Genomic DNA, 24,916 nt, shown 5'->3' with positions numbered 1-24,916 from the left:
ATTTGAACTTACTATGAATTGTATCGGAGTTGAAATAACATGAATGCAAAGCAAACAATTATACCCATTATCGCTATTATTTTAGCTTCATTTAATTTACGTCCTGTGATTACTTCGGTCTCACCTTTGTTAGGCACCATCCGCGAATCTTTACATATGAGTGCGGCTACTGCAAGTTTATTAACATCTTTAGCTGTGCTATGTATGGGCTTGTTTGCTCCTTTTGCGATACAACTAGCCAATCGTTGGAGCATTGAGAGAGCCATTGCTTACTCCCTTATTCTTATTGGACTTGCAACAGCTGCAAGATTTTTTGCTTATTCTGCCTGGGTGATGCTAGTTACGGCTTTTTTATCAGGCATTGGTATTGCTATAGCGGGTCCTTTATTATCGGGCTATATTAAGGAGAAGTTTTCGAATCCGTCTCGTGTAATCGGTCTTTACTCGTTAGCACTTGTTGTAGGCGCTGGACTTGGTTCAGGGCTTTCCATCCCATTGAGCAATCTCTTTCATTCATGGCAAGCTTCTGCCGCTTCATGGGCTATACTTGCCCTGATTGCTTTAGTCTTTTGGTGGAAACCAGTCGAACAAAAATCAGGCGCTGCTAAACCATCTAGTGCTGGTATAAATGTGAAGCACATGCTAACGAATCAAAAGGCTTGGCTTTTAACAGGCTTTTTTGGTTTAATGGCCTTCATGTTTTATACCATAATGGCTTGGTTACCACCAATCGCTGAAAATATGGGCTACAGCAAACACGATGCTGGCATGATGCTGACACTATTAACCGTCGCCCAAATGCCTGCCACGTTTTTAGTGCCTATCTTAAATAATCGTTTTCAGCATCGAGCTGTATGGCTAATCAGCAGTTCATCATTAGAATTAATTGGGTTATTGATGCTACTGTTTTCTTATAATCCTTGGTTAAGTAGTATGTTGATTGGCATTGGTGCAGGTGGGCTATTCTCATTAGGATTAACATTACCTATCGATGAGGCCAAGGATATGAGCGAGGCAAGCTTCCTGGCAGCCATGACACAATCAGTTGGTTTCGTATTCGCTGCCCTGGGTCCATTTTTTGTTGGTCTAGTACGAGACTTCACAGGCAATTTTTCAGTTGCGATTATTGGCATGATTATCATCGTTCTAGCTATGGTCCTGATTCAACTAAAAATTGGCAATCAGAATCAACCTCATATCCATATGAAAAAGACGACTTCCTAGCAAGGTAGGTCGTCTTTTTATTTTTGAATCGTTTGTTGGCCTTCATTAAATGGGTACCTCTGCAATTCATATTGCATCTACATAAATATGAAAATTAGCGAAACCGCCAAGGAAATGTTGATTTATCGTATCGAATAGATTAAAGAAATTTTATAAACTGATTTAAAAAGCTATGAGGAACTTTTACAAATTCAACTAAAGCTTAGAACCTATCACTTGCTTGGGAAGTCTTGCTACCATGATGAATTCGCAGACTAATAGCAAAAGATGATGGTGACATCACCTTTTTTAATGACGATTCATTTCATATTCAGTTCATAATCGCATGCTATAGTAAAGCCATAGAAACGAAAAACATTGTTTTCGAACAATGAAGGAGGCTTATTTCTTTGCAAGAGACATCAAAAGATACGACAAAACAAAAAGATTGGCGACGCTTTATACAATTAATAAAACGGGCTGAGCCGCCGATTTGGCTACTCGTCATCGCTTTAGTGATGAGTTTAGCGACAACGGGTGTAGGTTTTATTGTTCCATTATTTACAAAACAATTAGTGGATGGCTTTTCTTTAGAATCACTTAATTATTGGCAAATCATTGTGCTAGGTATTGCCTTTATCGCACAAGCTGTTGCGAGTGGCTTATCTATTTACTATTTAAATCGAGTTGGTCATCATGTTGTAGCAAAATTACGCGATCAATTATGGAGAAAACTGCTACACTTACCAATCCCCTATTATGATGAACATGATACAGGGGAAACCTTGAGCCGTGTTACAAATGACACAGCTGTTGTGAAAGAACTGATTACAGAGCATTTAGCAAATTGTTTATCTGGTGTTATTTCGATTATTGGTTCGATCATCATTCTGTTATTTTTAGATTGGAAAATGACGTTAGTGATGCTGATTGCTGTACCACTGGCAATGGTCATTTTAATGTTGCTTGGTCGACGCATGTTTGTCATTTCAAAAGGTATGCAAGATGAGACAGCGAAATTTACGTCTGTATTGAATCAAGTTTTACCCGAAACACGTCTAGTCAAGGCTTCCAATGCTGAACAAATTGAATATGCGCGTGGAAAAAAAGGTATTTCTAATCTCTTTACATTTGGCTTAAAAGAAGCAAAAATCCATGCATTGATTTCACCGCTTATTTCATTTGTGCTGATGTCTGTGCTTGTAGCTATTATTGGCTATGGTGGTGTCCGTGTTTCCTCTGGGGAGCTGACGGCTGGCGATATGGTGGCATTTATTTTATATTTAATCCAAATCATTATGCCAATGACGCAATTGACAATGTTCTTTACTCAACTGCAAAAAGCAATGGGTGCAACAGAACGTATTAGTGCATTGCTTGAACATGAAGAGGAACATATTGAAGAAGGCTTAACAGTTGAAAAAGTAAATCAACCCATTTATGTTAAAAATGTCGATTTCTCTTATGGGGAAGAACCTATTTTATCTGATATAAACTTCACGATTGAACCAGGCAAAGTAACAGCCATCGTCGGGCCAAGTGGTGGTGGTAAAACAACTACATTTTCACTGTTAGAAAGATATTATCAGCCGACGAGCGGTAGTATTACGCTAGGAGATATACCAATAGAAACATTCTCACTCCATTCTTGGCGCAGTCAAATTGGCTATGTGGCGCAGGAAAGTGCCCTATTATCAGGAACGATTCGAGAAAATATTTGCTATGGTATTGAGCGAGATGTGCAAGATGATGAGCTAGAAAAGGTAGCCAAAATGGCCTATGCCGATCAATTTATTAACGAGCTGCCAGATAAGTTTGACACAGAAGTTGGAGAACGAGGCATTAAGCTTTCAGGAGGACAGCGTCAACGTATCTCTATTGCAAGAGCGCTTTTACGTAATCCACAAATATTAATGTTAGATGAAGCAACATCGAGTTTAGATAGTAAGTCAGAAATTTATGTACAAAAAGCATTAGACAACTTAATGGAAGGTCGCACAACATTGGTTATTGCGCACCGTCTATCAACAGTAGTAGATGCCGATCAAATACTATTTATTGAGAAAGGGCATATTACAGGATGTGGTACACACGAAACGCTCTTTGAAACACATGCTATGTACCGTGAGTTTGCGATGCAACAATTACGTATTAAAGAGGATGAATAAAGGGGTTTGTTGAGATGACAAAACTATTAGTGGTGGATGATGATGCACATATTCGAGAATTAGTAAAAGTCTTTCTACAAAATGAAGGCTTAGAGGTGATTGAGGCTATGGACGGTGTGGATGCACTGTCCCAATTAGCCACTGAAAAAGTGGATATGGTCATAATGGATATTATGATGCCCAATATGGATGGCTGGGCATTATGTGAGGAAATACGTTCATTTGATACAGACCTCCCTATCCTGATGCTGACAGCGAAGGGCGAAACTTCTCAAAAGGTCAAAGGCTTTCATTTAGGGACAGATGATTATCTCGTGAAGCCATTCGAGCCAGCCGAGCTAATCGTGCGTGTAAAATCGATTTTAAAAAGATATCGCATTTCTCTCTCTCAGGTTGTCGAAGCAGGTAACGTCAAACTCAATCGCCATACACATGAAGTAGATATGAATGGACAGACTATTCTACTTCGCTTAAAGGAGTTCGAGCTTTTATTTACCCTAGCCAGCTATGTTGGTAAAACCTTTTCAAGAGAACAATTAATTGAAGAAATATGGGGCTATGACTATGAGGGAGATGAGCGAACAGTCGATGTTCATATTAAAAGAATACGCGAGCGTTTCCCACAAGAGCTGAGTGGCTTTGTCATTCGCACTATTCGTGGTCTTGGCTATCGTTTGGAATTAATGTCATGAGAAAACGAAGATTCCTTGTAAGATTGGCAATGGTCTTTTGCCTGTTCCTTATTGCCAATACTGTATTTGCTTTTATTGCCTATCACGCAACCACTTGGCTGTATGCTCGATTAGGGACAGAGCCCCATGGTTTCTGGCTACAATTAGGCACGGTAATTGGTGTATTTGTACTCTTTGCCTGTTCTGCAGCAATTATCTTTTTAATTGGACTGAACCGACAACGTAACTACTGGGATAAAATCGTTGATGCATTAAGTCGCATGGCAAAAGGTGATTTTGATGTCCAGTTAGACTTGAAAGCAGATGAAAAAGACCAATTTGGGCAATTAATCCATGGCATCAATCATATGGCCGTTGAATTAGGTGAACTTGAAAGAATGCGTCAAGAGTTCATTTCAAATGTCTCTCATGAAATTCAGTCACCTTTAACGTCTATTAATGGCTTTGCGAAGGCACTTAAAAATATTAATTTGCCCGAAGAAAAGCGTCAGCATTATTTAGACATTATTGAATTGGAAAGTAATCGTTTATCAAAAATCAGTGATAATTTACTCAAACTAACATCCTTAGAATCACATCACCATCCCTTTGAACCTAAAAATTATCGGCTTGATAAACAATTACGCACTGTTGTCCTAGCTCTTGAACCGAATTGGCTAGCCAAACAGCTTGACTTTGACCTCCATCTTGACAATATAAGCATCACAGCAGATGAGGATTTAATGAATCAAGTCTGGATGAATTTGCTAACGAATAGCATTAAATTTACACCTGCTAAAGGGACCATCACATTGTCTATGAAGAAGCAATTAGATTCGATCACTGTCATTATTCAAGATTCTGGCATTGGTCTAACAGAAGAACAACAAATGCATATTTTTGAAAGGTTTTATAAGGCTGATCAATCACGAACATCGGCTAATGGTGGCAGTGGCTTAGGATTAGCCATTGTCAAAAAAATTATTGATATGCACCATGGAACTATTGCTGTGGAGAGCAAGCTCGCTGAATTTACAAGCTTTTTGGTTACAGTGCCCACCGATAGTACATCAGCTCGTGCAAACGACTAAAAGCGGTCTGCACGAGTTATTTTTAACTAGTAAGCAACTTTTCTAAAATAGTGATATACTTTATCCAATTTTTGCTGCTGTTTCCCCTTTTTACTTTCCATATTTCCAAACTCAAAAAACTTTACTTTTTTCATCCCAACAAACTTAAACAATGCTCTCTTCATTAAAATTTTATGCGCATTATTCAACCATAAAAACGGATAATTGGTTGGTCCCTTCATCGTCGACACACAAACAACCGACTTCCCTTTTAAAAGTCCCTCTGGAAATAACCCCTTTGTATCCCGATAAGCAAAGTTAGCTGCAAACAATTGATCAATATAACCCAACAACATTGCTGGCGGTCTTCCCCACCAGATCGGATAAACAAATACAAGCTGATCCGCCCAGGAAAGCTGTTGTCGATATTTTTCCAATTTCGGATCCTGATACATATCACGACGTCGTTTATGCTCATGGAAAATTAAACGTGGATCAAATTCCTCTTCATATAAATCTAGTATCTGTATTTCTTCGATGGCAGGATTCTCTTGACAACCTTTTAATACTTCCTGTAAAAAAGCATAATTTAAACTTTTATGATTTGGATATGTATAAATAATTAACGTTTTCATCATGTGCCCTCCAATTACTTATCATTTGATAACAAAATAATAAACCATTCCTTTTTAGTTGTCAAATGATAATTGTTTTAGGACAAGTTATTTGTTATCTTGTCAGTAGAGGTGATCCCATTGAATAAAAGTACTTTATTTCATCAGTTTGTATCATTCACAGCCACGATCCATCAAGTGACACATGATCTCACACAAAATGTAACCACAGCTAATATCACACCGCTTCACTATAAAATTCTTGAATATATTAAAGTAAGCCAACCTGTCACACCAACCGAAATCAGTGAATGTCAGCACATGTCCTTACCGAATACAAGCCGTGAATTACGAAAACTACAAGAACGCCAATTAATTGAAAAATTTAGCGACACGGAGGATCGAAGAAAGCAATATGTACGCCTGTCACCCGAAGGTGAAAAAATGATGGCAGAGGCATTCGCCTGTATTGAGGAACGCTTTTTAGCGCTTATTCAGCATGCCACATCGGATGATTTAAAGGACATCCAGCATGCCCTAACCATCCTTGAGCAAAAGGTCTTTCAACAAAAAGACTAAGCCTCGATTGTGTGTTAGCGGCTTGAATCACTCTTTCTGAGGTTAGAGTCGCTCTTAACGTTGATTTAAGCGCTCTCTTGGCTCATACTGCCCATTCTTTGACTCAAAGCGCTCACCCTGGACTCAACACCGCTCATCCCTTTACTCGAGGCGCTCTCTTTTGGCTCAATTCCACTCATATCTTTGCTCGAAGTGCTCTCTTTTGCTTCAAAATCGTTCTTTCCTTTGCCCGAAGCGCTCGCAACAGCCCAAACCTCTGCAAAAAACGATGTTTTTTAGCTATTTCCTTAATCAAAGCAATCCCTTAACTAAAAATTGATTATTGATGATTTACCTTAAATCTTTAAAAATCTCCTTAAAAAGAACATCCTTGCACACTGCACAGAGTCGTAACCCATTTGCTTTTTCTTTAATAGAATAAATGTGAGTAAAAGGAGGAGTTTCCAGTGGAAGTAGTCGTGTTTGATCGGAAGTGGATTGAGGAACATTTGGAGACATTGCCGTTGTGGCAACAGTCAGCCTATACTGACTTTGCTGCCACAATTGCCGATGAAGGGAATACGTTTCCTTGTGTACCAGCCAGAATGGGGTTTTTATCGAACCATTTACGCTATAGCTTTATAGGGGATCCACGGGAGGAGCAATCGATTCAGATGTTAGCTGAATGCTTAAAGGAATATGGGAACACAGCAAGATCTTTTGGAAAATATACAACGCTCACGGTGTTCTTTCATACCCCTCATGATATGCTTGATAGCTATAAGGTGGCGGATTACCAGCAATTATTTTGGTCCATTTTAAACAATTTAACCAATATGGATGAGTTGGATTGGCCTGAGGCAATACCGACAAATCCAGACCATCATGAATGGGAGTTTTGCTTTAATGGAGAACCCTATTTTATTTCTTGTGCAACACCAGCTCATCAATTGCGGAAGAGTCGTCACTTTTCTACTTTGCTAATGGCTATTCAGCCACGTTGGATATTTGACGATATAAACGACGCTACTGCATTTGGACGAAAAATCAAAAAACTTATCCGCCAGCGCATCGCAGAATATGACGAGATTCCAGGGCATCCAGATTTAAAATGGTATGGTCAAGAGGATAGCTATGAATGGAAGCAATATTTTTTAAGTGATGACAATCATAGTCCATCCGAATGCCCTTTTTTACGGATGTCACAGGAAAATAGGACATTACGCAATGTTTTTTTGCCTTTTCACAACGATCCAGGTCGCCACACCGATTAGGACAATAAAGAGCAGGCTCACGCAAAAACCGAGTCTGCTCGTTTTTTCGCCTAAAGTACCAGACACGGTTACAGCAATAAGCAACATGCCAAGACTGTTCTTAATTTGCTCCCACCTCGATAGCTCCATTAGCTTTCTATATGTTATTAAAATAAAGAGCCAATTATAGATCAACATTAAACCTGCTGCCGTTATCAAATATTCAAAGATTTTTTCTGGCATCAAAAAACCAATGACAATCGTAATTACTAAGCCACTTGTTAAAAATAAAAAGGCAGGAAAAGGAATTTTCATCTTCCCCTTTTTTGCTAAGATGGCAGGCGCATCATGATCCTCGGCAAGTGTAGTGAGAATGGTTATGACCGCGTAAAGCGAAGCAACCATGGTTGAAAAACCAGCAATGATTAAAACACCGTTAAAAATATCTGCCACAAAAGGGATATGATAACCTTGAAGCGCTGTAATAAAAGGACTTTCATCTATCGAAAAGTCTTTCCAGGAAACAAGTGCCAACGCAAGCGCAATAGCCATGATAAAAATAATAGTAATGACAATGAGCATAATTCTCCCTGCTTTTGGCGCCTCTTTTGGATTTTTTAAATCGATGACCATTAAACCCATCACCTCAATTCCACCATAGGCATAAAATGCATAGAGCAGGCCAAGCCAAATTCCTTTGATTCCTTGTGAGAAAAATCCTTCATAATTTGACTGTAATGATTCAATTGGAGCTGATTGTGTAGCTCTTATGATGATGATGATCGCTACGATAATAAACATGACAATCGCAGCGGCTTTTAATGCCCCGAAAATATTTTGAAAGTTTTCAAAGCCCTTCATGCCAGTAAGAATGACGACTAAGCCAAGGACAGCATAAATCGATGCAGCAACCCAGAGTGGCAACGCTGGGAACCAAAACTTCGTAAATATACCGAGTGCCATCAGCTGGCTACCCATGATTAATAGCTCGGAAATTAAGTACACCCAGCCATTACTAAATCCTGCCCATCGCCCAAAAGCCTGCTTGGCATAAGTACGGAAGGAGCCTTTATCAGGGTTTTCCACAGACATTTTGACAAGTGCCTCATACACAATATACGTACATATAGCTGCTAACAAAAAAGGAATGAGTACAGCCGGTCCACTTTTATGGATGGCCATACTTGTCCCAAGAAAAAAGCCTGTTCCCAGTGTACAACCGATACCGAGAAGCGAAAGTTGCCACCAAGACAACCTTCCTTTATTTGAAGTAGAAGTCATGTTTATCAGTCCTTCGTTACGTTCTTACCAATGGCAATGTCATACAACGAATGCCACCGCCACCCTTTTCAAGCTCTGTGACGTCGACTTCAAGCACGTTCTTTTTCTTTAGAAGTGGATGCGCCAAGAATTGTTGTTTCGTCGCCTGCTTGCTAATCAATAGTGTTTCTGGATTAAGGTTGATGAAATTAATATCTGGTATTGTCTTATAGGTGTCACGCCAGTAAACATCAAAACCATGACGCTTTAAAAATGGCTCAATCATGTCGAAACGGCTGCTTTGTGCTGTCAATACCTGTACAGGAAAAAGGCGCACAAAGCTTTTAGCGATGACCAAATTAACGTTCACAACATTACAATTCATATCTAAATGCAGTGTGTCATTACTTTTCGGTAAATCAATAACGGCAATTTCCGAAAATCCCTCTTGAAAAATGCTTTCTTTTATCTTGTCGATGGCCTCTAATGTCGTTCTCATTCCGAGATTAATGAGCACAGCATCCTTGTTTAAAATCAACAGATCACCACACTCAAATGAATGAAGTGCTTGCGACTGTGCCGTAAATTGTTGAGGAAACCATTTCTCTAAAAGGGCATGGGCTAGAGGATATTCTGGTCTCCTTAATGAGCTCCCAGCCCTTCCAGGTAAAAGTCGATTACCAATGACACAGGCAAGATCACGCACAAAATAACGATTTATAAGCTGTTCACTTAACAATTGCTGCTCATGGGCTAGCTCATTTGCATAATCTAGAACCTTTACTCCAGCGTTTTCTAAAATTGTTTTGAGTGCTAGGAAATTGTCCATCGCCTTATTATGGTTGACTGTATCACTCCATCCAACCTGCTCCGCTATTGTGCTATCTGTTACATCTACTATCGAAGGTGCACAAAGCATCACAACCTTCAGTTCGTCATATTCAGACCAACAATTTACTTGAAATGAATCCATCCAGTACTCTCCCCTTCTTATTCAATCTCTGTTAGCGTTACCATTGACATTTAGATTATACAAACACAATAAATAAGAAGGATTTTCTAAATAAATATAGAGGGCATCAACCAATCTTTTTTACTTAGTTCCGTTATCATCATGTTAAATAGTGAAAACGTAGTGTTATGGCAAGAGAGATATAATGGTGGTTGGGGCTTCCAGGTGACTTGATGGAATTAGTGGATAGCTTAACAAAGGAGAGAGACCAGAAGAAACAGGACTAGCCAGCACAGATTTACAGTTAATCTTAATTTTTTCTGGACCTGATTACTATCTAATGGCGATGAACTTTACTCTGTAACTGCCGTTTAGTTTACAAGAATACTACAGATGATTTAGTCATTAATTACCGTGAATCAGAGACAATGTGGTATTTTTTCATTATTGGATTTATCAGATGATTTAACATACACAAATAATAAGTTAGAGAGAACACATTGTTCCCTCTTATTGTCATGTGAAATATTCTAATTTTGCTTGAGGGAAAAATTTTTGCATATAGCCATACAAGTGTTCCTTTATATCTTCCTCTTCTTCTTTTTGATAAATATATTTACCAATCCCATATTTCCCCCATTTATACCTTCTCACTGTTTCGTCAAGTTCTAGCTTCGTCATGGGATAATTTTTTTCAATTACGCGTTTGGCAGGCTTTGTAAAACGATGTTGAATAAACTCAAATGTGATGTCGTCACGTACATCCTTTGGCAATTCCGCATCCAAACGCTCAAACATCTCATAGTAGCCCTCCTGCCAGCCCTCATGAAGATAGATTGGGGCAACAATAAATCCAAGCGGATATCCAGCCCTTGCCACTTTCCCCGCAGCCTCTATACGCTTCACTAATGGTGATGTTCCTGGCTCAAAATGTTTAATGACATAATCGGCATTGACGCTAAAGCGGAACCTCGTTTTACCATTATGTTTGGCATCCAATAGGTGATCCACATGATGGAACTTCGTCACAAATCGTAATTGGCCTAACTCACTTTGTCCAAAATGTTCAATAGCGCGCTTCAACGTATGTGTTAAATGATCAATCCCTACAATATCTGAAGTACAGGATGCCTCAAAGCGTGTGATATCAGGAGCTCGTTCTGCCATATAAAGATCTGCTTGCTCTAAAATTTCATCAACATTCACATACGTACGAATATAAGGTTTGCTGCCCATTGTTGTTTGTAAATAACAATAATGACAATGCCCCATGCAGCCTGTTGCAAACGGAATCGCATACTCTGCTGAGGGCTTAGATGTATCAAACTTTAACGTTTTTCGAATACCTACTACTAATGTCGATTTCGCTACTCGATACTTTTGAAAATCATTGTCGCCAGGAAGATTTCTCACTTGATTGTGCGAAGTCGTATAGCGAATTTCAATCCCCTTTTGTTCAAATTTTTCTTTTAGCTCCTGACCTAATGGATACTGGAGCGCATCAGGCTCAAAATAGACAAGCTGAGGGATAAACGGTTTGATCATAGTAGCCCTCCCTCAATGAAAATACTGATGATAGGCTTGCTCAGCCGCCATCTCGCTTGAAAAAATTAACATATCATTTGAAATTGGATAATATGTTTCAAATAAAAATAGAGCCAGCTCCTCTGGTTGCTCTGGATGATAAACTACTGCGGCTTCCTGTATATTCGCTACATCCTGAATATGAGGATTCCGATAAAAAATATAAACGATATCACCGACATTATATGGTTGTTGCATTTCTTCACCTTCCTCTTTCTTTCCGTTAGTGTGGTGAAATGGTTAGAGAAATATGTCATAAAAAAATTTTTTAAGTACTATACATAATTTTATGTGACCATAACTTCAAATCTGAGAAAATAATATAATACAGAATTTTTTAACTATTTGGTACAATCAAGAAAAGGAGGAAGATATATGATTAAACAATCCATTATTGAAAATGTACTTGAAGCCGCGCTAGCAACTGGTGGGGATTTTTCTGAAATTTTTATTGAAGATAAATATGTAAATGACTTTGTCTTACAAAGTGGCAAGATTGAACAAAGTATTTCTGGGCGTGATTTTGGAATCGGCATCCGTATTTTTTCAGGACTTCAAAGCATCTATACTTACACCAATGATTTTTCTGAGGAAGGTTTACTAGCAGCAGCAGAACGTGCAGCCCTAGCTATCAAAGGTGGTGGATCGGGTACCATTCACCCTCTTCACAAAGAAATCATCACGCCTATTCATCAAATTCTCCACATGCCTCATACAGTGGAGCACACAAGAAAAACAGCGGTCATGCGACAAGCAGACGCTATTGCAAGACATTATGATCCTCGGATTCACCAAGTAAAAGTTCGATATCTTGATGAGCAACAAAACGTCCTGATCGCAAATTCAGAGGGTAAATTTGTAGAGGATACGCGAGTTCACAGTAGACTTAGTATGCAAGCGACGGCTACAGAAGGGACTGAAGTACAAACAGGATTCTATGGCCCAGGTGCACATGCAGGCTTTGAATTTATTGAAAAGCTAGACCTTAACCATTATGCAGGAGAAGCTGCACGTATCGCTGTCACAATGCTTCACGCAGATGAATGTCCAAGCGGTAAATTCCCTGTCATTATTGATAATGAATTTGGTGGTGTCATTTTCCATGAGGCTTGTGGACATGGCTTAGAAGCAACTGCTGTTGCCAAAAACAATTCGGTCTTCGCCAATCGTATCGGTGAAAGAGTCGCTCCTGAAATTGTTACATATATCGATGATGGCACACTACCGAACGAGTGGGGCTCTCTAAATATTGATGATGAAGGAGAAAAAACAAGGAAGAATGTTTTAATTGAAAATGGTATTTTAAAGGGCTACTTAATCGATAAATTTAATGCTCGACGCATGAATGCTCAGCCCACAGGCTCTTCTCGTCGACAATCCTATCGATTTAATCCTACATCGCGGATGACAAATACGTATATCGCACCAGGCACATCGACACCAGCCGATATTATCTCATCGACAGAGTATGGTATATATGCAAAATATATGGGAGGTGGACAAGTTTCCCCTGCTACTGGCGATTATAATTTTGCGGTAATGGAGGCCTATATCATCAAAGACGGAAAAATTGAACGCCCTGTACGTGGCGCGACACTCATAGGCAATGGCGCAAAAACATTGCAGCTTGTTGATCGAGTAGGTAATAATCTCGCCCATGGAGCAGGTATGTGTGGTTCACTTAGCGGGAGCCTTCCTGTCAATGTAGGTCAGCCAATGATACGCGTAAGTGAAATAACAGTTGGTGGAACGAAGGGGGAATAATTGATGAACATTGCTAAATTTCAAGAAAAACTATTAGACAAGGCGCTAGAAACCGGCTTTATAGAAGCTGAGGTTTATTATGAACAAAATAAATCTATTGGATGCACGCTCTACAAGGGCGAGATTGATAGCTACGAAACATCTGAAGACGGAGGTCTAAGTCTACGAGGACTTTACAACGGAAAAGTGGGCTATTCCTATACGGAAAAGTTAGACGATGATTCGATTTCCTTTTTAATCAATAGCGCCAAAGCAAATGCAAACATACTTGATGAGGATGAGGGCATAGCTATTTTTGATGGTAGCTCTGAATACCCATCTTATGAATATTACAATGAAGAATTAGAGACTATCGGAATTCCAGAAAAAATAGAGCTTCTTCGTTCCATCGAAGAAAAGATTCGTGCATACGATTCACGCATCATTGCTCTTGATTATTGTTTACTGCAAGAATATACAGCTGAACGTTCATTAGTAAATAGTAAAAATCTTGACTTATCACATAAAGAGAACGGCTTAGTGATTTTCCTCTCCACAGTTGTAAAGGAGGGTGAAGAAATGAAAACAGGCCGTTATTTGAAAATGACACGTGATTTCCATTCTCTTCATGTTGATGATATTGCAAAAGAAGCAGCTGAGGAAGCCCTTGCCAATTTAGGTGAAAAATCGATTCCAGGTGGAAAATATCCAATCGTTTTCCGCTCTGATGCATCAGCCTCTTTATTAGACACTTTTATGCCAATACTATCAGCTGAAAATGCTCAAAAAGATCAATCTCTATTAAAAGGAAAAGTCGGACAAAAAGTGGCATCAGAAGCAGTTACATTGCTGAGTACGCCATTCCATCCTGCCGCATTGTCTGGAGCAAACTTTGATGGTGAAGGTATTGCAACAAAAGAGCAGGAAATTATTTTAGAGGGTACACTCCAAACACTTTTGCATAACAGGAAAACAGCTAAAAAGGATAACTGTGAAACAACAGGGCATGCCCATAAAGATTCTTACAAAGGAACGTTAACGATTGCGCCCCAAATTTTATATATTTCAACTGGCGAGAAATCTCTTGATGAGTTAATTCACTCGGTTAGTAACGGGGTATTTATTACTGAATTATCTGGGCTTCACTCTGGTACGAATACGGTTACAGGTGATTTTTCAGTCGCTGCAAAAGGGTTTCATATTCAAAATGGAAAAATTGCCTCCCCTGTTAAGCAAATGACAATAGCCGGAAATTTTTTCGAGTTCTTAAAAGATATCAAAGAAACTAGCTCTGAGCTTTACTTCCTGCCAAAAGGCTATGGCTCCTCTTCGCTACTTGTCAAGGAACTTTCAGTGACAGTGGAATAAAAACTAAAAAGTAAACACTTCTATAGTTCAAGCCATAGTATATGATATTTCTTGGCAATTCTTTTATCTATAGTCACGTCAAACACCTCTGATTCAGTTGACAAAATGAAACTGATGATAGAATCCACAACCTTTAGTGGAAACGACTATGGGCAAGGGAGTTGCTTCCTTTGTTTCGTAAAGACTCTAAGTATAATCCTCGTTATTAACCGATCCTCCTGCACCGAATAGTTGGGTACCTCCCCTCAAAATTCTCAATCTTTGTTACGGTAAGTGAATCAGAAAATAGCATCGATATAGCCTAAAATGGTTAAATTTTCTTTACGAGGTAAAAGGATGAAACTTTTAGCCCTTTGATACGTTAAATTAATTGTCATGCTGCGTCAGTCATATGGCATGAAGAAGGGTGGAATTTATGAAAAAAATATGGACTTTATTTTTCGCAGCAATGCTTATTGTACCGCTATTGCTGCAACCGGCAACCGCACAAGCGGCAAAAGCCATCACAATTACTGTGGACGGGGTTCAATTGAAGACCGATCAACCGCCAGCGATGATTCAAGGGCGTGTTATGCTGCCACTTAGAGCAATCTTTGAGGCATTAGGTGCCAGTGTAAATTGGGATTCAAAGAATCAAACGGTAACAGGGTATAAAGAAGATACAACAGTAGTGCTCAAGATGAAATCGAAGGTAGCTACTATTAATGGCAAGTCAGTTACGCTTGATGTACCAGCACAAATTTTAAGAGGCAGAACAATGGTACCAGTCCGCTTCGTTAGTGAAGCGCTTGGTCAGGATGTTGACTGGAACTCAGTAAATCAGACCGTAACGATTCAATCTGACACTCCAAGCAATCCAAACATTCCAGGCAATATCAGTATTGCTCCTGCGAGCCATGTATCCGTTCGCGATGTTAATGATCAGGGAGATGGACGTGACATGGAGGTTAGCTTTTCCAGATCGTCTACAGAATCATACGTCGATCATTATCGCATTATGGTTGTGAAGGCTTCAAAAAGCTTTAATTTAGCATCTGCCTTGAAAGTCTCCCCTTCTAATTATACAGTGGTAACTACTTCAAGTTCGAACCGTACCATCAATTTATCGCAGAATTCACGAGATGTGGATGGAGACTACATTAGAAATGATCAGCCTTATGTGGTTCGTATACTTGCTGTTGGGAAAGGTTCTTATTCTAGCGTTTTATCGACTTCTTCTCCGAAGATGACCTTAACCAATTTGTCTTCTGTTACAGAGGTAACAAATGTAAAGATTAACGATATTAACGATTTTGGCGATGGACGCGATGTCTCAGTTAGCTTCACTCGTCCGCAGAATGATAACAATATTTCCAATTATCGTGTGTTTATCGTAAAAACCAAGGATGCTAGCAATTTTAGTCTTACTACTGCGAATAATTTATCAAGCAGCTACTATACAACAGTGAATAAATCGGGAAGTAACGGCGTAGGAACTTTGTCTTCCTCAGCACGTGATACCTCTGGTGAGTTCATTAGAAATAACGTACCTTATACAGCGGTCGTTCTGTCTGTAAGTAATACGAATTCAGTAGGCAATAAACTGTCGTCTGCCTCATCATCAGTAACACTTAGTCAAAATACAATGTCTACTCCGATTATTACACAAGTGAGTGATGTCAATGACTTTGGGGATGGTCGAGACCTGAGAGTTAGCTTCAATAATGTGTCCAATGAATCTACTATCAACGCTTACCGAATTTTTGTTGTAAGAGCTAACAACTATTCGAACTTTACATTGACGAAGGCGAACAGTTTATCTAACACTTATTACACACAAGTGAACAAGACAGGCTACAATATTACGCAGGTGCTCTCTTCAGGGGCAAGAGATACTGATGGTTATCCCATTCAGAATGGAGTTAGCTATCGTGTATTCGTTATGGCTGTAGCAAATAACTCAGCGAATAACGTGTTGTCTTCAGCCTCCAATACGATTACGCTATTTAGCAGCAATGCGGGTGCAGTATCGAATCTCAATGCAAGCGATGTAAGTGATTATGGCAACGGGCGTGACCTCTTTGTTTCTTTCAATAAGGCTGTAGACGAGTCAATTATTAGTCACTATCGGATTCTAGTTGTACCTACAGCTTATTACAATAACTTCAGTCTGACGGAAGCAAATAATGTATCCAGCAACAATTACACGACTGTCTACAAATCTGGAAAGTCCACATATGAGCAGGCGTTAGCTGAAAATACTCGGGATGTGCGCGGTAATACGATCAAAGAAGGTACTAGCTACCGTATCTATGTTTTAACTGTAGCGAATGGAATAGGAAGCAATGCACTATCTGCACCGACGTCTACGATTACGCTAAATAAGAATTTTAATGTGCAAGCTGTAACCAATCTGAATGTGGCGGATATAGCTGATAATGGAGATGGGCGTGATGTGCAAGTAACGTTCACGAAGCCCTCTAATGAAGCAAATGTCAATCATTATCGAATTCTAATCGTACCTACAGCTTATTACAGCAGCTTTAATCTTTCACAAGCCAATAGTAGCAATTATTACATTACAGAAAGCAAAGGTGGGAATATAGCTGCAACTAGAACGTTGGATGGAGTTAGGGATGTGCGCGGTAATTTTATTACGGAAGGAACTAGCTATCGTGTCTATGTACTAACTGTAGCCAATGGAAATACTCCGAATACTTATGCCCTATCCTCTGCTTCGCCTGTGATTACACTTAGTAAAAGTAAAGCTGTTCAGGCGGTAAGTAATATTAATGTAAGCGATATTGGGGACTATGGAGATGGTCGAGATTTACAAATATCATTCTCGAAGCCTTCTGATGAATCCAATATAGGTAATTACCGTATTCTTGTCGTACCCGCATCAAAAGCAAATGGCTTTGATGTGAACGCAGCTCTTAAAGTCACTGATTTTACAGATATAAATAAAGGCCAATATAGTATGAGTTTGGGAACTGGTAGTAAAGATACGGATGGAAAACTTATAACAAATGGCCAAGAATATCGCGTGTATATATTGTCCATAGGTAATGGAAATTCCAAGGCAATGTATAACTTATCGTTCGCATCTTCTGCTATTACTTTAGTGGATCATTCAGCACCTGTAGCGGTGGAGAATGTGAAACTGAGTGTTCAAGGGGACAAAAATAAATATTCCGATATTAAAATTAGCTTCGATGTCAAAAACGGACAAAACGTAACGGAGTATAGAGTGTTTATGTTACCTAAAGATGCAGCAGATGGTTTCAAAGAAAGTAATGCAATGAATAATGATAATAGTACTAGAATTTATCAAAATGGGCTCTCCAATGTAAGTCAAGATCTAAGCATAGAATTGGATGCATTTGGTAACCCACTCACTTCCTCCACAGAATACGTTGCTAAGGTTTTAGCTGTGGTAAATGGAAATTATATACTATCAAACTCGTCTATTAATTCGGTGCAGCTTCTGGCAAAACCTGATAATATCAATGTTGAGCCGTCTCAAGACACTCCAATTAATCAATAGGACAAAGAATTTCTTTATAGTAGGGACTCCCAATGCTTCTTTATGGATCATCGGGAGTCCTTTCTTGTTGTGTGCTGCGCAATACATTGTCTCTAGACCCTCCCACAAGTGATTGGTCTGACAAGCATAGATAGCAATCAAGTAGTTGTGAAAAACATTTAGTAATATGTAAAATGCGCTTATCCTCTTAAGGATCATAGAAATAAGGCAATTGTGCTCTAGCAGTTGGATATGTTGTTTGGCATAAGTAGCTTGGAAGTGACCTAAAATCGGCTTATAAGGAGTTAGCTATTGGTTTGCGATTTGGGATGCCTTGTTGCTATCTGGCTATTGGCCGTGAGGAAATAAATAAAAGCCCGGATTTTGTTCTGAAAAATGCTAGACAGAATCCGGGCAAAGAGGCTTTTTTGATATTCAGTGAAAAATACTATATTAAGTAGCTAAAGCGGTAGTTTGAACGGATAACTCAGCCGAAGTGTTAGAGTTATTCTAAACTTGATACTCTCACCCTTACGATGATAATGTCTTTTTTATTCATCGAATTTATTTAGATAAATCAATTTTTTTATTTAATAAGTAAATAGTCAGTCCACCAACAGTCATAGACAATAATTCCCCAACGCCCACTGTGAACCAGGTCGCCCAAAATGGTAGATCGTAAAGGATAGTTAATTGACCAGCCACCGTAAACATGGAGACAGCAAAAATCAAAGCAGTAACAACCATTTTTGCAATGTCATTTGTCATATGTTTTGTGACGCTTCTACAAAGTAATAAGACAAGAAAGGTCGCAATTCCACCGATTGGCACATCTAAAATCCATGTTGGTGACATGAAGTTTGCAAGTATGACGCCAATCGTCACCGCTACCACATAGCGCTTATTGTACAGTGCCAGATAATTAAACATTTCTGACAAACGTAGCTGAACAGCGCCAAAGCTAATGACTGACAACAAAACCGTTACAGCGACGTAAAGGGCTGCAACAAGTGCCGTTTTTGTAAGTTCACTTACAGAAACACGGCTAGAATCTTTTACAATAGATGTATTCAATTTTATTCTCCTTTGTAAAATAGCTAGTTGCTATTTTAGTAATAACTACGACCAAAGGAAGAGAGCTTCACGCCCTATCTGAAGTGCCGTAGTGCAAGCCGTTTTTGCTTACCTGCGTATTATAGCAGAAGAATATCGAATTGAACAATGCTATTTTGTCAGCCAACCACCATCAATCGGCATCACTGCCCCATGAATATAATCGGCAGCCGAGCTTGCTAAAAATAAAGTCAAATTCGCCACTTCATAAGGCTGTGCCCATCGACCTGCTGGCGTTTCTTCAGCTACCCATTTAGCCATTTCCCCGTCCCCTTCAAAATCAGCCTTATTCATCGGTGTTTGGATGGCTCCAGGCGCAATCGCATTCGCACGAATACCCGCTCGACAATAATCTAAGTCTAGCTGCTTCGTATAACCGACAATGGCATGCTTAGAAGCTGTGTAGGCTGCACCACCACCACCAGCAACAAGTCCAGCAATCGACGCCATATTGACGATTGTACCAGTGCCACGTTCTACCATATGTGGTAAAATCATGTTCGTCACAAAAAACGTGCCCTTCACATTCGTGTTCATAATTTTATCCCACAGCGCTTCGTCTGTATCCAAAGTTTTCGCAAAACCATCTAAAATCCCAACAGTATTACATAAAATATCAATTTGCCCAAATAGTGAAATAGCTTCTTTGTACGACTGCTCCACATCTTGTTGGCTACTTACAGAGCCAACCTTATAGGCAAAACGATCAGGATATTGCTGCTGTAACTGTATTAACCCCTGCTCCTCTACATCCAATCCAAAAACAGTTGCTCCATTTTCTAAAAATGCAATAACTTGAGCATGTCCAATGCCTGAAGCGGCCCCCGTAATAAAAACCGTCTTTTCTCTATATTCATCAAACTTCATATTGTGTCTCCTTACAGAAAGAAGTCATCTCACTAGAAGAGATGACTTCACTCATTACGATTCTACGATTATCCAATCTTCCGCTAATAGATCACATACTGTAGGTGTGAACATTGTATAGCCCTCACCACGAACGTTAATTAAAAAATAAGGATTCAATGTCTCACCATCATGCTGGCTTTGACCAACCAGCTTCACATATAGCTCAGCACCACCCCAGCCATTGCGAATTACTTTTTCTCCTGCTTTTAAGCGTGGTAATACTTCTTCAAAAGTCATCTCATTCATCCTTTATTTCCATTCTTTATCGCATTAGTATACTGGATTTTTAGGAGGTTGGCAACCATGCCTAGAATCTCCTTGTCATCTGTACCTGCTCTGTTGTCACCTTAAGCCCATTCTTTAATAAATAGCTTGTTGCTGGATTGCTTGCTAAAAAGTTCACTGTCGTTATCTGAACTTTATGTGTTGTGACGCTGGCTAAAAATTGCGGTATTAAATCTATATGACTTTCTGCTAGGATCACCAATTGATAGAGTAGAATACGCTCCATCTCACCGCTGTCATTCCACACGGTTTTGTATAGCATATAGCCTAGGGCTTCATTGTTGTCATTATAGAAAACCTTGGCTTCCCCCTGCTTCACACTCTGCCAGCCACACTGCCAAGGAACATCTTCCTGATAAAAAGAGAGATATGCTAGCTGCTCAGGGCGAATGGTTGCAACGTGAATGGCGGCTGTAGGCTCTACGTTCGCTCCATATTCGCCACTTAAAAATAATAATGAAGAAGCAACCTCATAGCCATATTTTTCATACAAAGCAATAGCTACCTGATTTTCTTTAATTGCCTCCAGCGTAGCGATTTCTACATGTTCTCGTTTATAGATAGCTAAGGTTTCCTCCATTAATAAGCGTGAGACGCCTTTACCACGATAGGCTGGGGAAATACCTGTACCACCGTTCCAAGCTGTTTTCTTGCCATTTATGATACGGAAACCGTTCATAACAACTGCAATCGGTTCATCTTGGTCAAAAATGACAATGGAATGTTTAGGAGACAGCCCCTCCCCAGCCAGTCGATGTAAAAACATTTCGGCCGTCATATGGATATCCACAAAATAGCCTTCGAAGCCTTTGTTCCATGCTTTCAATACTTCCTCTAATGTGCATTGTTCAACTGTTTTGACCTTCATATTTTCCCTCTTCTCAAATGGAATCTAATGTCGCTAAATCTTCTAAGGTTAGTTTTTTCACGATATCATACCCACGCCCTGGACCTTTAGGCTTGATGACAACCGTCCCCATATTCGAAAGGATGCCAAGGCCCACGTCTCTCGGAAAGCTATGACCAATCATTACATTATTCATGCCTTGTGATGGTTTTATTTCCAGCTTGGATGTCAGTGTCGTTAAAATGCTAGTTTGCTCAGCACTGGTAAGATTGCCACCTAACATGAAGATCTCAAACAAAAAAGGGTCAATTTGTACACCGTTAGTTGGAAATGCAAGTAGAGCCGTTTCCTTTGTTCGACAGAACGGACTTGCTGTAATGGGCGAAAGGATGGGAATTTGCCAATAACGCAGCATTTGACCATAGTAAACAGCCTCCCTACGACCATGCTCTGATAGGTTTCTTTGATAGCGGCAACTGTGAAACGTGCCATATGCCTGATCTACACCAACTGTGGCCGTTCCATGCCTTGCATATAAATGAAGCCCACCCTTTCTCAATAACGTCAGGAGATCCTTTTCCATTTTTTTCATCCCCTTCATCATAACACTTTCTATTTTGTAATGTATGTCTAACAAATAGAAAAAAGCTCCCTACAATTTGTAGGAAGCTATTTTCAGTTATTTAATGGGAATATGGACAATAGCAGTTGTTTCTAAATGTTTCGATGAGTCGATTGAAATATGACCATTGTATTTATGGACAATTTCTTTCACAATAAATAACCCTTGTCCTCTTATGCGACCCTGCTCATGCCTTTTCGTTGAAAACCCTTGCTTAAATATGTGGTCAGCATCCACAATATTTGGCCCTGTATTAGTAATTTTAAATTCATACTGTACTTCATCAGCTGTACAGCAAATCATAATTTTACGTTGTCCTTCAGGTAATTCAACCGCAGCATCAATGGCATTATCAATTAAATTGGATAGAATCTTGATTAAATCTGTCGTTTTAATCTTATTAAAGTCATTTTGAGAAATGGTAAAGTCCATATCAATATTATGATTTTGAGCGGTTAATTTTTTCGTTTGTAATAAGATGGACAGACCTGGGTGGTCAATATTTAATTTTAAAGACTTAATCGCTTGAACTTCTTTAGATAGTGAAGACAAATATTGTTTTGCTTGCTCTGTTTTTTCTAATTGTAAAAGACCATGTAACACTTGAATATGATTAGTGAAATCATGACGTAATGATGATACCGAAGTAATCAAAGTTTTAATTTCTGCTTGATATGTGTCCTCTGTAGCGCCGACTTCTTTCGCTACCTCTTTTTGATACCATCGTTGTAAAAATAAAAAAGAACCAATGACAATTAAAATAAATACACCATTAAAAATAAAAATAAATAAATTGTCTTCAATGACTTTTCCCTTAATGCCATTTAATGTGTCTGCGCTGATATCAATGCCTAGATACCCAATAATTTTACCATTCTCATCTTTGATAGGTGTACCAACCGATAAATAAGAACCATGTACAGAATCATGAATCACCTCTGTAACATAGGTTTCACCTTTGTAGGCTTTTGCCACTTGCTTTGCTGGGACAGTACAAACCTCTCCTATATCAAAGCCTTTTTTCAGTTCATTTGGCAGCCCCATAATCATCGCACTTGATACTTCTGGATTATCCACCTTCAACGTATAAACAAACAATGCACCTAGTTTTACTCTGGCATCATTTAAATAGCTTCTTACTTCCCAATAATAATCATTCTTCTGTGGATTCTTCAAAAACTGCTGATAAGCAGCTGTATCAATAGAAGAAGCAATGGAGTTGGCAGCCTCTAAGCTTTGATTGGCAATTGACTCTTCAACGGTCTTTTTAATTTTCACATAGGATGTAATGATGTTTAAACTTGTAAACAAACATAATAAAAGCGTTGATAGAATTAATATTAGTTTTATTTTTCGATTTTTCATATAAAACGGGACTTCCTCACCTATAAATATTCTGGAATATCATTATATAATAATTAACTCTATTTTTTGTTTGTAAAGTGAACATTTCTTGATTATCCTACAGAAATGAAAACAGAAAATCCATTTTACTTGAACTCTACTAAAATTACACACCGTAACCAATAGTTTAATAATCCTTTACAAGAAAGTAAACTAAAAAGGTAACTAATAACATTTTATGTCTCATTTCCTATCCTATAAGCTAATGTAATACCTTCCTAAAGCAAAAGTCACAAAAAGATCAGGTACCTACTACAATACCTGATCTTCAATGAAATTTGTTTATTTTTTATTCGAAGTACGTGTTCGATCCTGTGGCTTTAAAAAGGAAGGTCGTCTACTGTAGCCCTTTGATGAAAGTCTTAATAATGATTTTTTTAGATTTTCCTTCTTCAAATGTGCACTAAAATTTAAATAGGGTACACCTAGCACACGCATATTCGCTGCGTATAAGATGATGAAAAATACTGCAATAAAAAAACCAAATAATCCAAAAAAGGCAGAGGCTATAATAATGATTAGTCGAAAAATACTCATGGCTGTTACAAATGATTGGTTAACCAATGTAAAAGCCGCAATACTCGAAATTGCAATGACAACAATCATTGAAGGGCTCGTAACGCCAGCTTTTATCGCTGCATCTCCGATAATTAAACCTCCCACAACACTAATTGATCCACTAATTGCACTCGGAAGACGTAAGTTGGCTTCACGAAACAATTCAAACATAAATAGCATCATTAGTATTTCAAGAATCGTTGGGAATGGCAGTCCCGTTCTCGACTCAACAACTGTTGCTAGAAGAAGAAAAGGAAGTTGTTCTTGATGATACGTCGTCAGCGCAAGCCAAAAGCCTGGTGTTAGCATACTAATTAATATCCCAACAATACGAAGCAATCTTTCCATTGAACTGACAATGACAGGAAAATCATTATCCTCACCCGATTTAAAGAGCAACATTATATTCGTAGGTGTGATCAATGCGTAGGAAACACCATCAATCATTATTAGTATTCTTCCCCTAATTAATGCCTGCATAGCAAAATCCGGTCTCCCGGTATAATCATGCCTGGGCAGTACTTTGGCTGTTTGTTCAATTGCTTCCATCAATAAATCACCATTGACAACAATATCCGTATCAATCTTTTGTAATTGTAGACGGATTTGTTCTAGCATATTTAAATTCACAATGTCATCCATATAGAGTACCGCTACAGTGGTTTTGGAACGTCTCCCAATTTCTAATGTTTCTACACTAAAAGAATTAGTGGGCAAACGCTTTCTTAATAAAGCAATATTAATAAAAACATCTTCTATAAAGTCATCTCTTGGCCCTTTGACCACTAATTCTAGCGATGTTTCTCCGGGCTCTCGATTCGGTTTTTTAGAAATATCACTAGAAAATAGTAATTGATTTTCTTCAAAATACAATAATACATGCCCTTTATAGACTCTTGTTATGGCATCCTCTTGCGTTAAAACCTTTTGTAAATAGGGAATGTGTAAATGCTGGTCGATTTGTTCCTCTAACATGTCATCAGCGACATCACTTAATAAGGATTGGACTCGCTGAACAACTACCGTCTGAAGTATTTGTTCGTTGATCATTGCATCACAAGTTATCAAATGTACTGTATATTGCTGAAATTTATATTGTTGAAAAATCACATCAGCAGAGCGTTGAAATAGTGATTTCAACATTTTCAAATTGATCATTTGTTCCATTGATGAAATACTTCTCATCTCCTACTGAGCCAGCTCCAGATTAGTACATTTATGAAAAACGA

Annotated in this window: 21 protein-coding genes; 9 read left to right on the top strand and 12 right to left on the bottom strand. The window is 38.8% G+C overall.

Annotated elements, in window-relative coordinates; translation table 11 throughout:
• The first annotated feature begins 39 nt into the window (after nt 1-39).
• The 4 genes from NV349_RS07610 (at nt 40) to NV349_RS07595 (ending at nt 5,133) form a co-directional block, all read left to right on the top strand.
• A complete protein-coding gene (locus NV349_RS07610) occupies nt 40-1,224 on the top strand; it encodes an MFS transporter (RefSeq protein WP_271912837.1) in 1,185 nt (394 codons plus the stop codon).
• A 389-nt stretch (nt 1,225-1,613) separates the two neighbouring features.
• Complete coding sequence (locus NV349_RS07605; RefSeq protein WP_058845078.1) at nt 1,614-3,371, top strand: ABC transporter ATP-binding protein; 1,758 nt, start codon at nt 1,614-1,616, stop codon at nt 3,369-3,371.
• 14 nt (nt 3,372-3,385) lie between these two features.
• Complete coding sequence (locus NV349_RS07600; RefSeq protein WP_036118499.1) at nt 3,386-4,063, top strand: response regulator transcription factor; 678 nt, start codon at nt 3,386-3,388, stop codon at nt 4,061-4,063.
• A complete protein-coding gene (locus tag NV349_RS07595) occupies nt 4,060-5,133 on the top strand; it encodes a sensor histidine kinase (protein ID WP_271912836.1) in 1,074 nt (357 codons plus the stop codon). Before NV349_RS07600 ends, NV349_RS07595 begins: the two co-directional genes overlap by 4 nt.
• Before the next feature lie 26 nt (nt 5,134-5,159).
• On the opposite strand, the gene NV349_RS07590 is transcribed toward NV349_RS07595, so the two are convergent.
• Nucleotides 5,160-5,747, bottom strand: a complete 588-nt coding sequence (locus tag NV349_RS07590) for an NAD(P)H-dependent oxidoreductase (protein ID WP_036118504.1) — start codon at nt 5,745-5,747, stop codon at nt 5,160-5,162.
• 120 nt (nt 5,748-5,867) lie between these two features.
• Between NV349_RS07590 and NV349_RS07585 the strand changes: the two genes are divergently transcribed.
• Entirely contained in the window at nt 5,868-6,305 is a 438-nt protein-coding gene (locus NV349_RS07585) for a MarR family winged helix-turn-helix transcriptional regulator (protein WP_036118507.1), read from the top strand.
• 446 nt (nt 6,306-6,751) lie between these two features.
• Nucleotides 6,752-7,558: a YqcI/YcgG family protein gene (locus NV349_RS07580; RefSeq protein WP_089933212.1), complete on the top strand. Its 807-nt coding sequence runs from the start codon at nt 6,752-6,754 to the stop codon at nt 7,556-7,558.
• Here the strand turns inward: NV349_RS07580 and NV349_RS07575 are convergent.
• From NV349_RS07575 to NV349_RS07560, 4 genes are all read right to left on the bottom strand, one after another.
• A complete protein-coding gene (locus NV349_RS07575; RefSeq protein ID WP_036118515.1) occupies nt 7,505-8,818 on the bottom strand; it encodes an amino acid permease in 1,314 nt (437 codons plus the stop codon). The genes NV349_RS07580 and NV349_RS07575 overlap by 54 nt on opposite strands.
• Before the next feature lie 16 nt (nt 8,819-8,834).
• The gene (locus NV349_RS07570) at nt 8,835-9,770 is read right to left on the bottom strand and encodes an arginine deiminase family protein (RefSeq protein WP_036118518.1); all 936 of its coding nucleotides are present in this window, start codon (nt 9,768-9,770) and stop codon (nt 8,835-8,837) included.
• 495 nt (nt 9,771-10,265) lie between these two features.
• Nucleotides 10,266-11,294, bottom strand: a complete 1,029-nt coding sequence (gene splB / locus NV349_RS07565; RefSeq protein ID WP_271912833.1) for a spore photoproduct lyase — start codon at nt 11,292-11,294, stop codon at nt 10,266-10,268.
• 12 nt (nt 11,295-11,306) lie between these two features.
• A complete protein-coding gene (locus NV349_RS07560) occupies nt 11,307-11,531 on the bottom strand; it encodes a transcriptional regulator SplA domain-containing protein (RefSeq protein ID WP_036118524.1) in 225 nt (74 codons plus the stop codon).
• Between the two features lie 177 nt (nt 11,532-11,708).
• Here NV349_RS07560 and NV349_RS07555 point away from each other — a divergent pair, with 177 nt between their 5' ends.
• The 3 genes from NV349_RS07555 (at nt 11,709) to NV349_RS07545 (ending at nt 17,970) form a co-directional block, all read left to right on the top strand.
• A complete protein-coding gene (locus tag NV349_RS07555; RefSeq protein ID WP_249646046.1) occupies nt 11,709-13,097 on the top strand; it encodes a TldD/PmbA family protein in 1,389 nt (462 codons plus the stop codon).
• A gap of 3 nt (nt 13,098-13,100) precedes the next feature.
• Complete coding sequence (locus tag NV349_RS07550; RefSeq protein WP_271912832.1) at nt 13,101-14,444, top strand: TldD/PmbA family protein; 1,344 nt, start codon at nt 13,101-13,103, stop codon at nt 14,442-14,444.
• Between the two features lie 415 nt (nt 14,445-14,859).
• Nucleotides 14,860-17,970, top strand: a complete 3,111-nt coding sequence (locus NV349_RS07545; protein WP_442916425.1) for a copper amine oxidase N-terminal domain-containing protein — start codon at nt 14,860-14,862, stop codon at nt 17,968-17,970.
• Between the two features lie 543 nt (nt 17,971-18,513).
• On the opposite strand, the gene NV349_RS07540 is transcribed toward NV349_RS07545, so the two are convergent.
• The 7 genes from NV349_RS07540 to NV349_RS07510 all read right to left on the bottom strand — a co-directional run bounded on the left by NV349_RS07540 (nt 18,514) and on the right by NV349_RS07510 (nt 24,854).
• A complete protein-coding gene (locus NV349_RS07540; protein WP_058845069.1) occupies nt 18,514-19,023 on the bottom strand; it encodes a QueT transporter family protein in 510 nt (169 codons plus the stop codon).
• Nucleotides 19,024-19,173: 150 nt separating this feature from the next.
• Nucleotides 19,174-19,929, bottom strand: coding sequence for a 3-oxoacyl-ACP reductase (locus NV349_RS07535; RefSeq protein ID WP_271912830.1), 756 nt, complete (start codon nt 19,927-19,929; stop codon nt 19,174-19,176).
• 54 nt (nt 19,930-19,983) lie between these two features.
• Entirely contained in the window at nt 19,984-20,208 is a 225-nt protein-coding gene (locus NV349_RS07530; protein WP_036118538.1) for a DUF2829 domain-containing protein, read from the bottom strand.
• A 70-nt stretch (nt 20,209-20,278) separates the two neighbouring features.
• Nucleotides 20,279-21,124: a GNAT family N-acetyltransferase gene (locus NV349_RS07525; RefSeq protein ID WP_036118541.1), complete on the bottom strand. Its 846-nt coding sequence runs from the start codon at nt 21,122-21,124 to the stop codon at nt 20,279-20,281.
• A 13-nt stretch (nt 21,125-21,137) separates the two neighbouring features.
• Nucleotides 21,138-21,686, bottom strand: coding sequence for a histidine phosphatase family protein (locus NV349_RS07520; RefSeq protein ID WP_058845066.1), 549 nt, complete (start codon nt 21,684-21,686; stop codon nt 21,138-21,140).
• A gap of 96 nt (nt 21,687-21,782) precedes the next feature.
• Nucleotides 21,783-23,090 (bottom strand): ATP-binding protein, encoded by a 1,308-nt coding sequence (locus NV349_RS07515; protein ID WP_036118547.1) that lies wholly within the window; start codon nt 23,088-23,090, stop codon nt 21,783-21,785.
• 321 nt (nt 23,091-23,411) lie between these two features.
• Nucleotides 23,412-24,854, bottom strand: a complete 1,443-nt coding sequence (locus NV349_RS07510; protein ID WP_080717029.1) for a spore germination protein — start codon at nt 24,852-24,854, stop codon at nt 23,412-23,414.
• Nucleotides 24,855-24,916 lie beyond the last annotated feature (62 nt).

Origin of the sequence: Lysinibacillus sp. OF-1 (genome assembly GCF_028356935.1) — a bacterium.
GTDB classification, from domain to species: domain Bacteria; phylum Bacillota; class Bacilli; order Bacillales_A; family Planococcaceae; genus Lysinibacillus; species Lysinibacillus fusiformis_D.
This window is presented reverse-complemented; position numbering and strand designations above follow the sequence as displayed.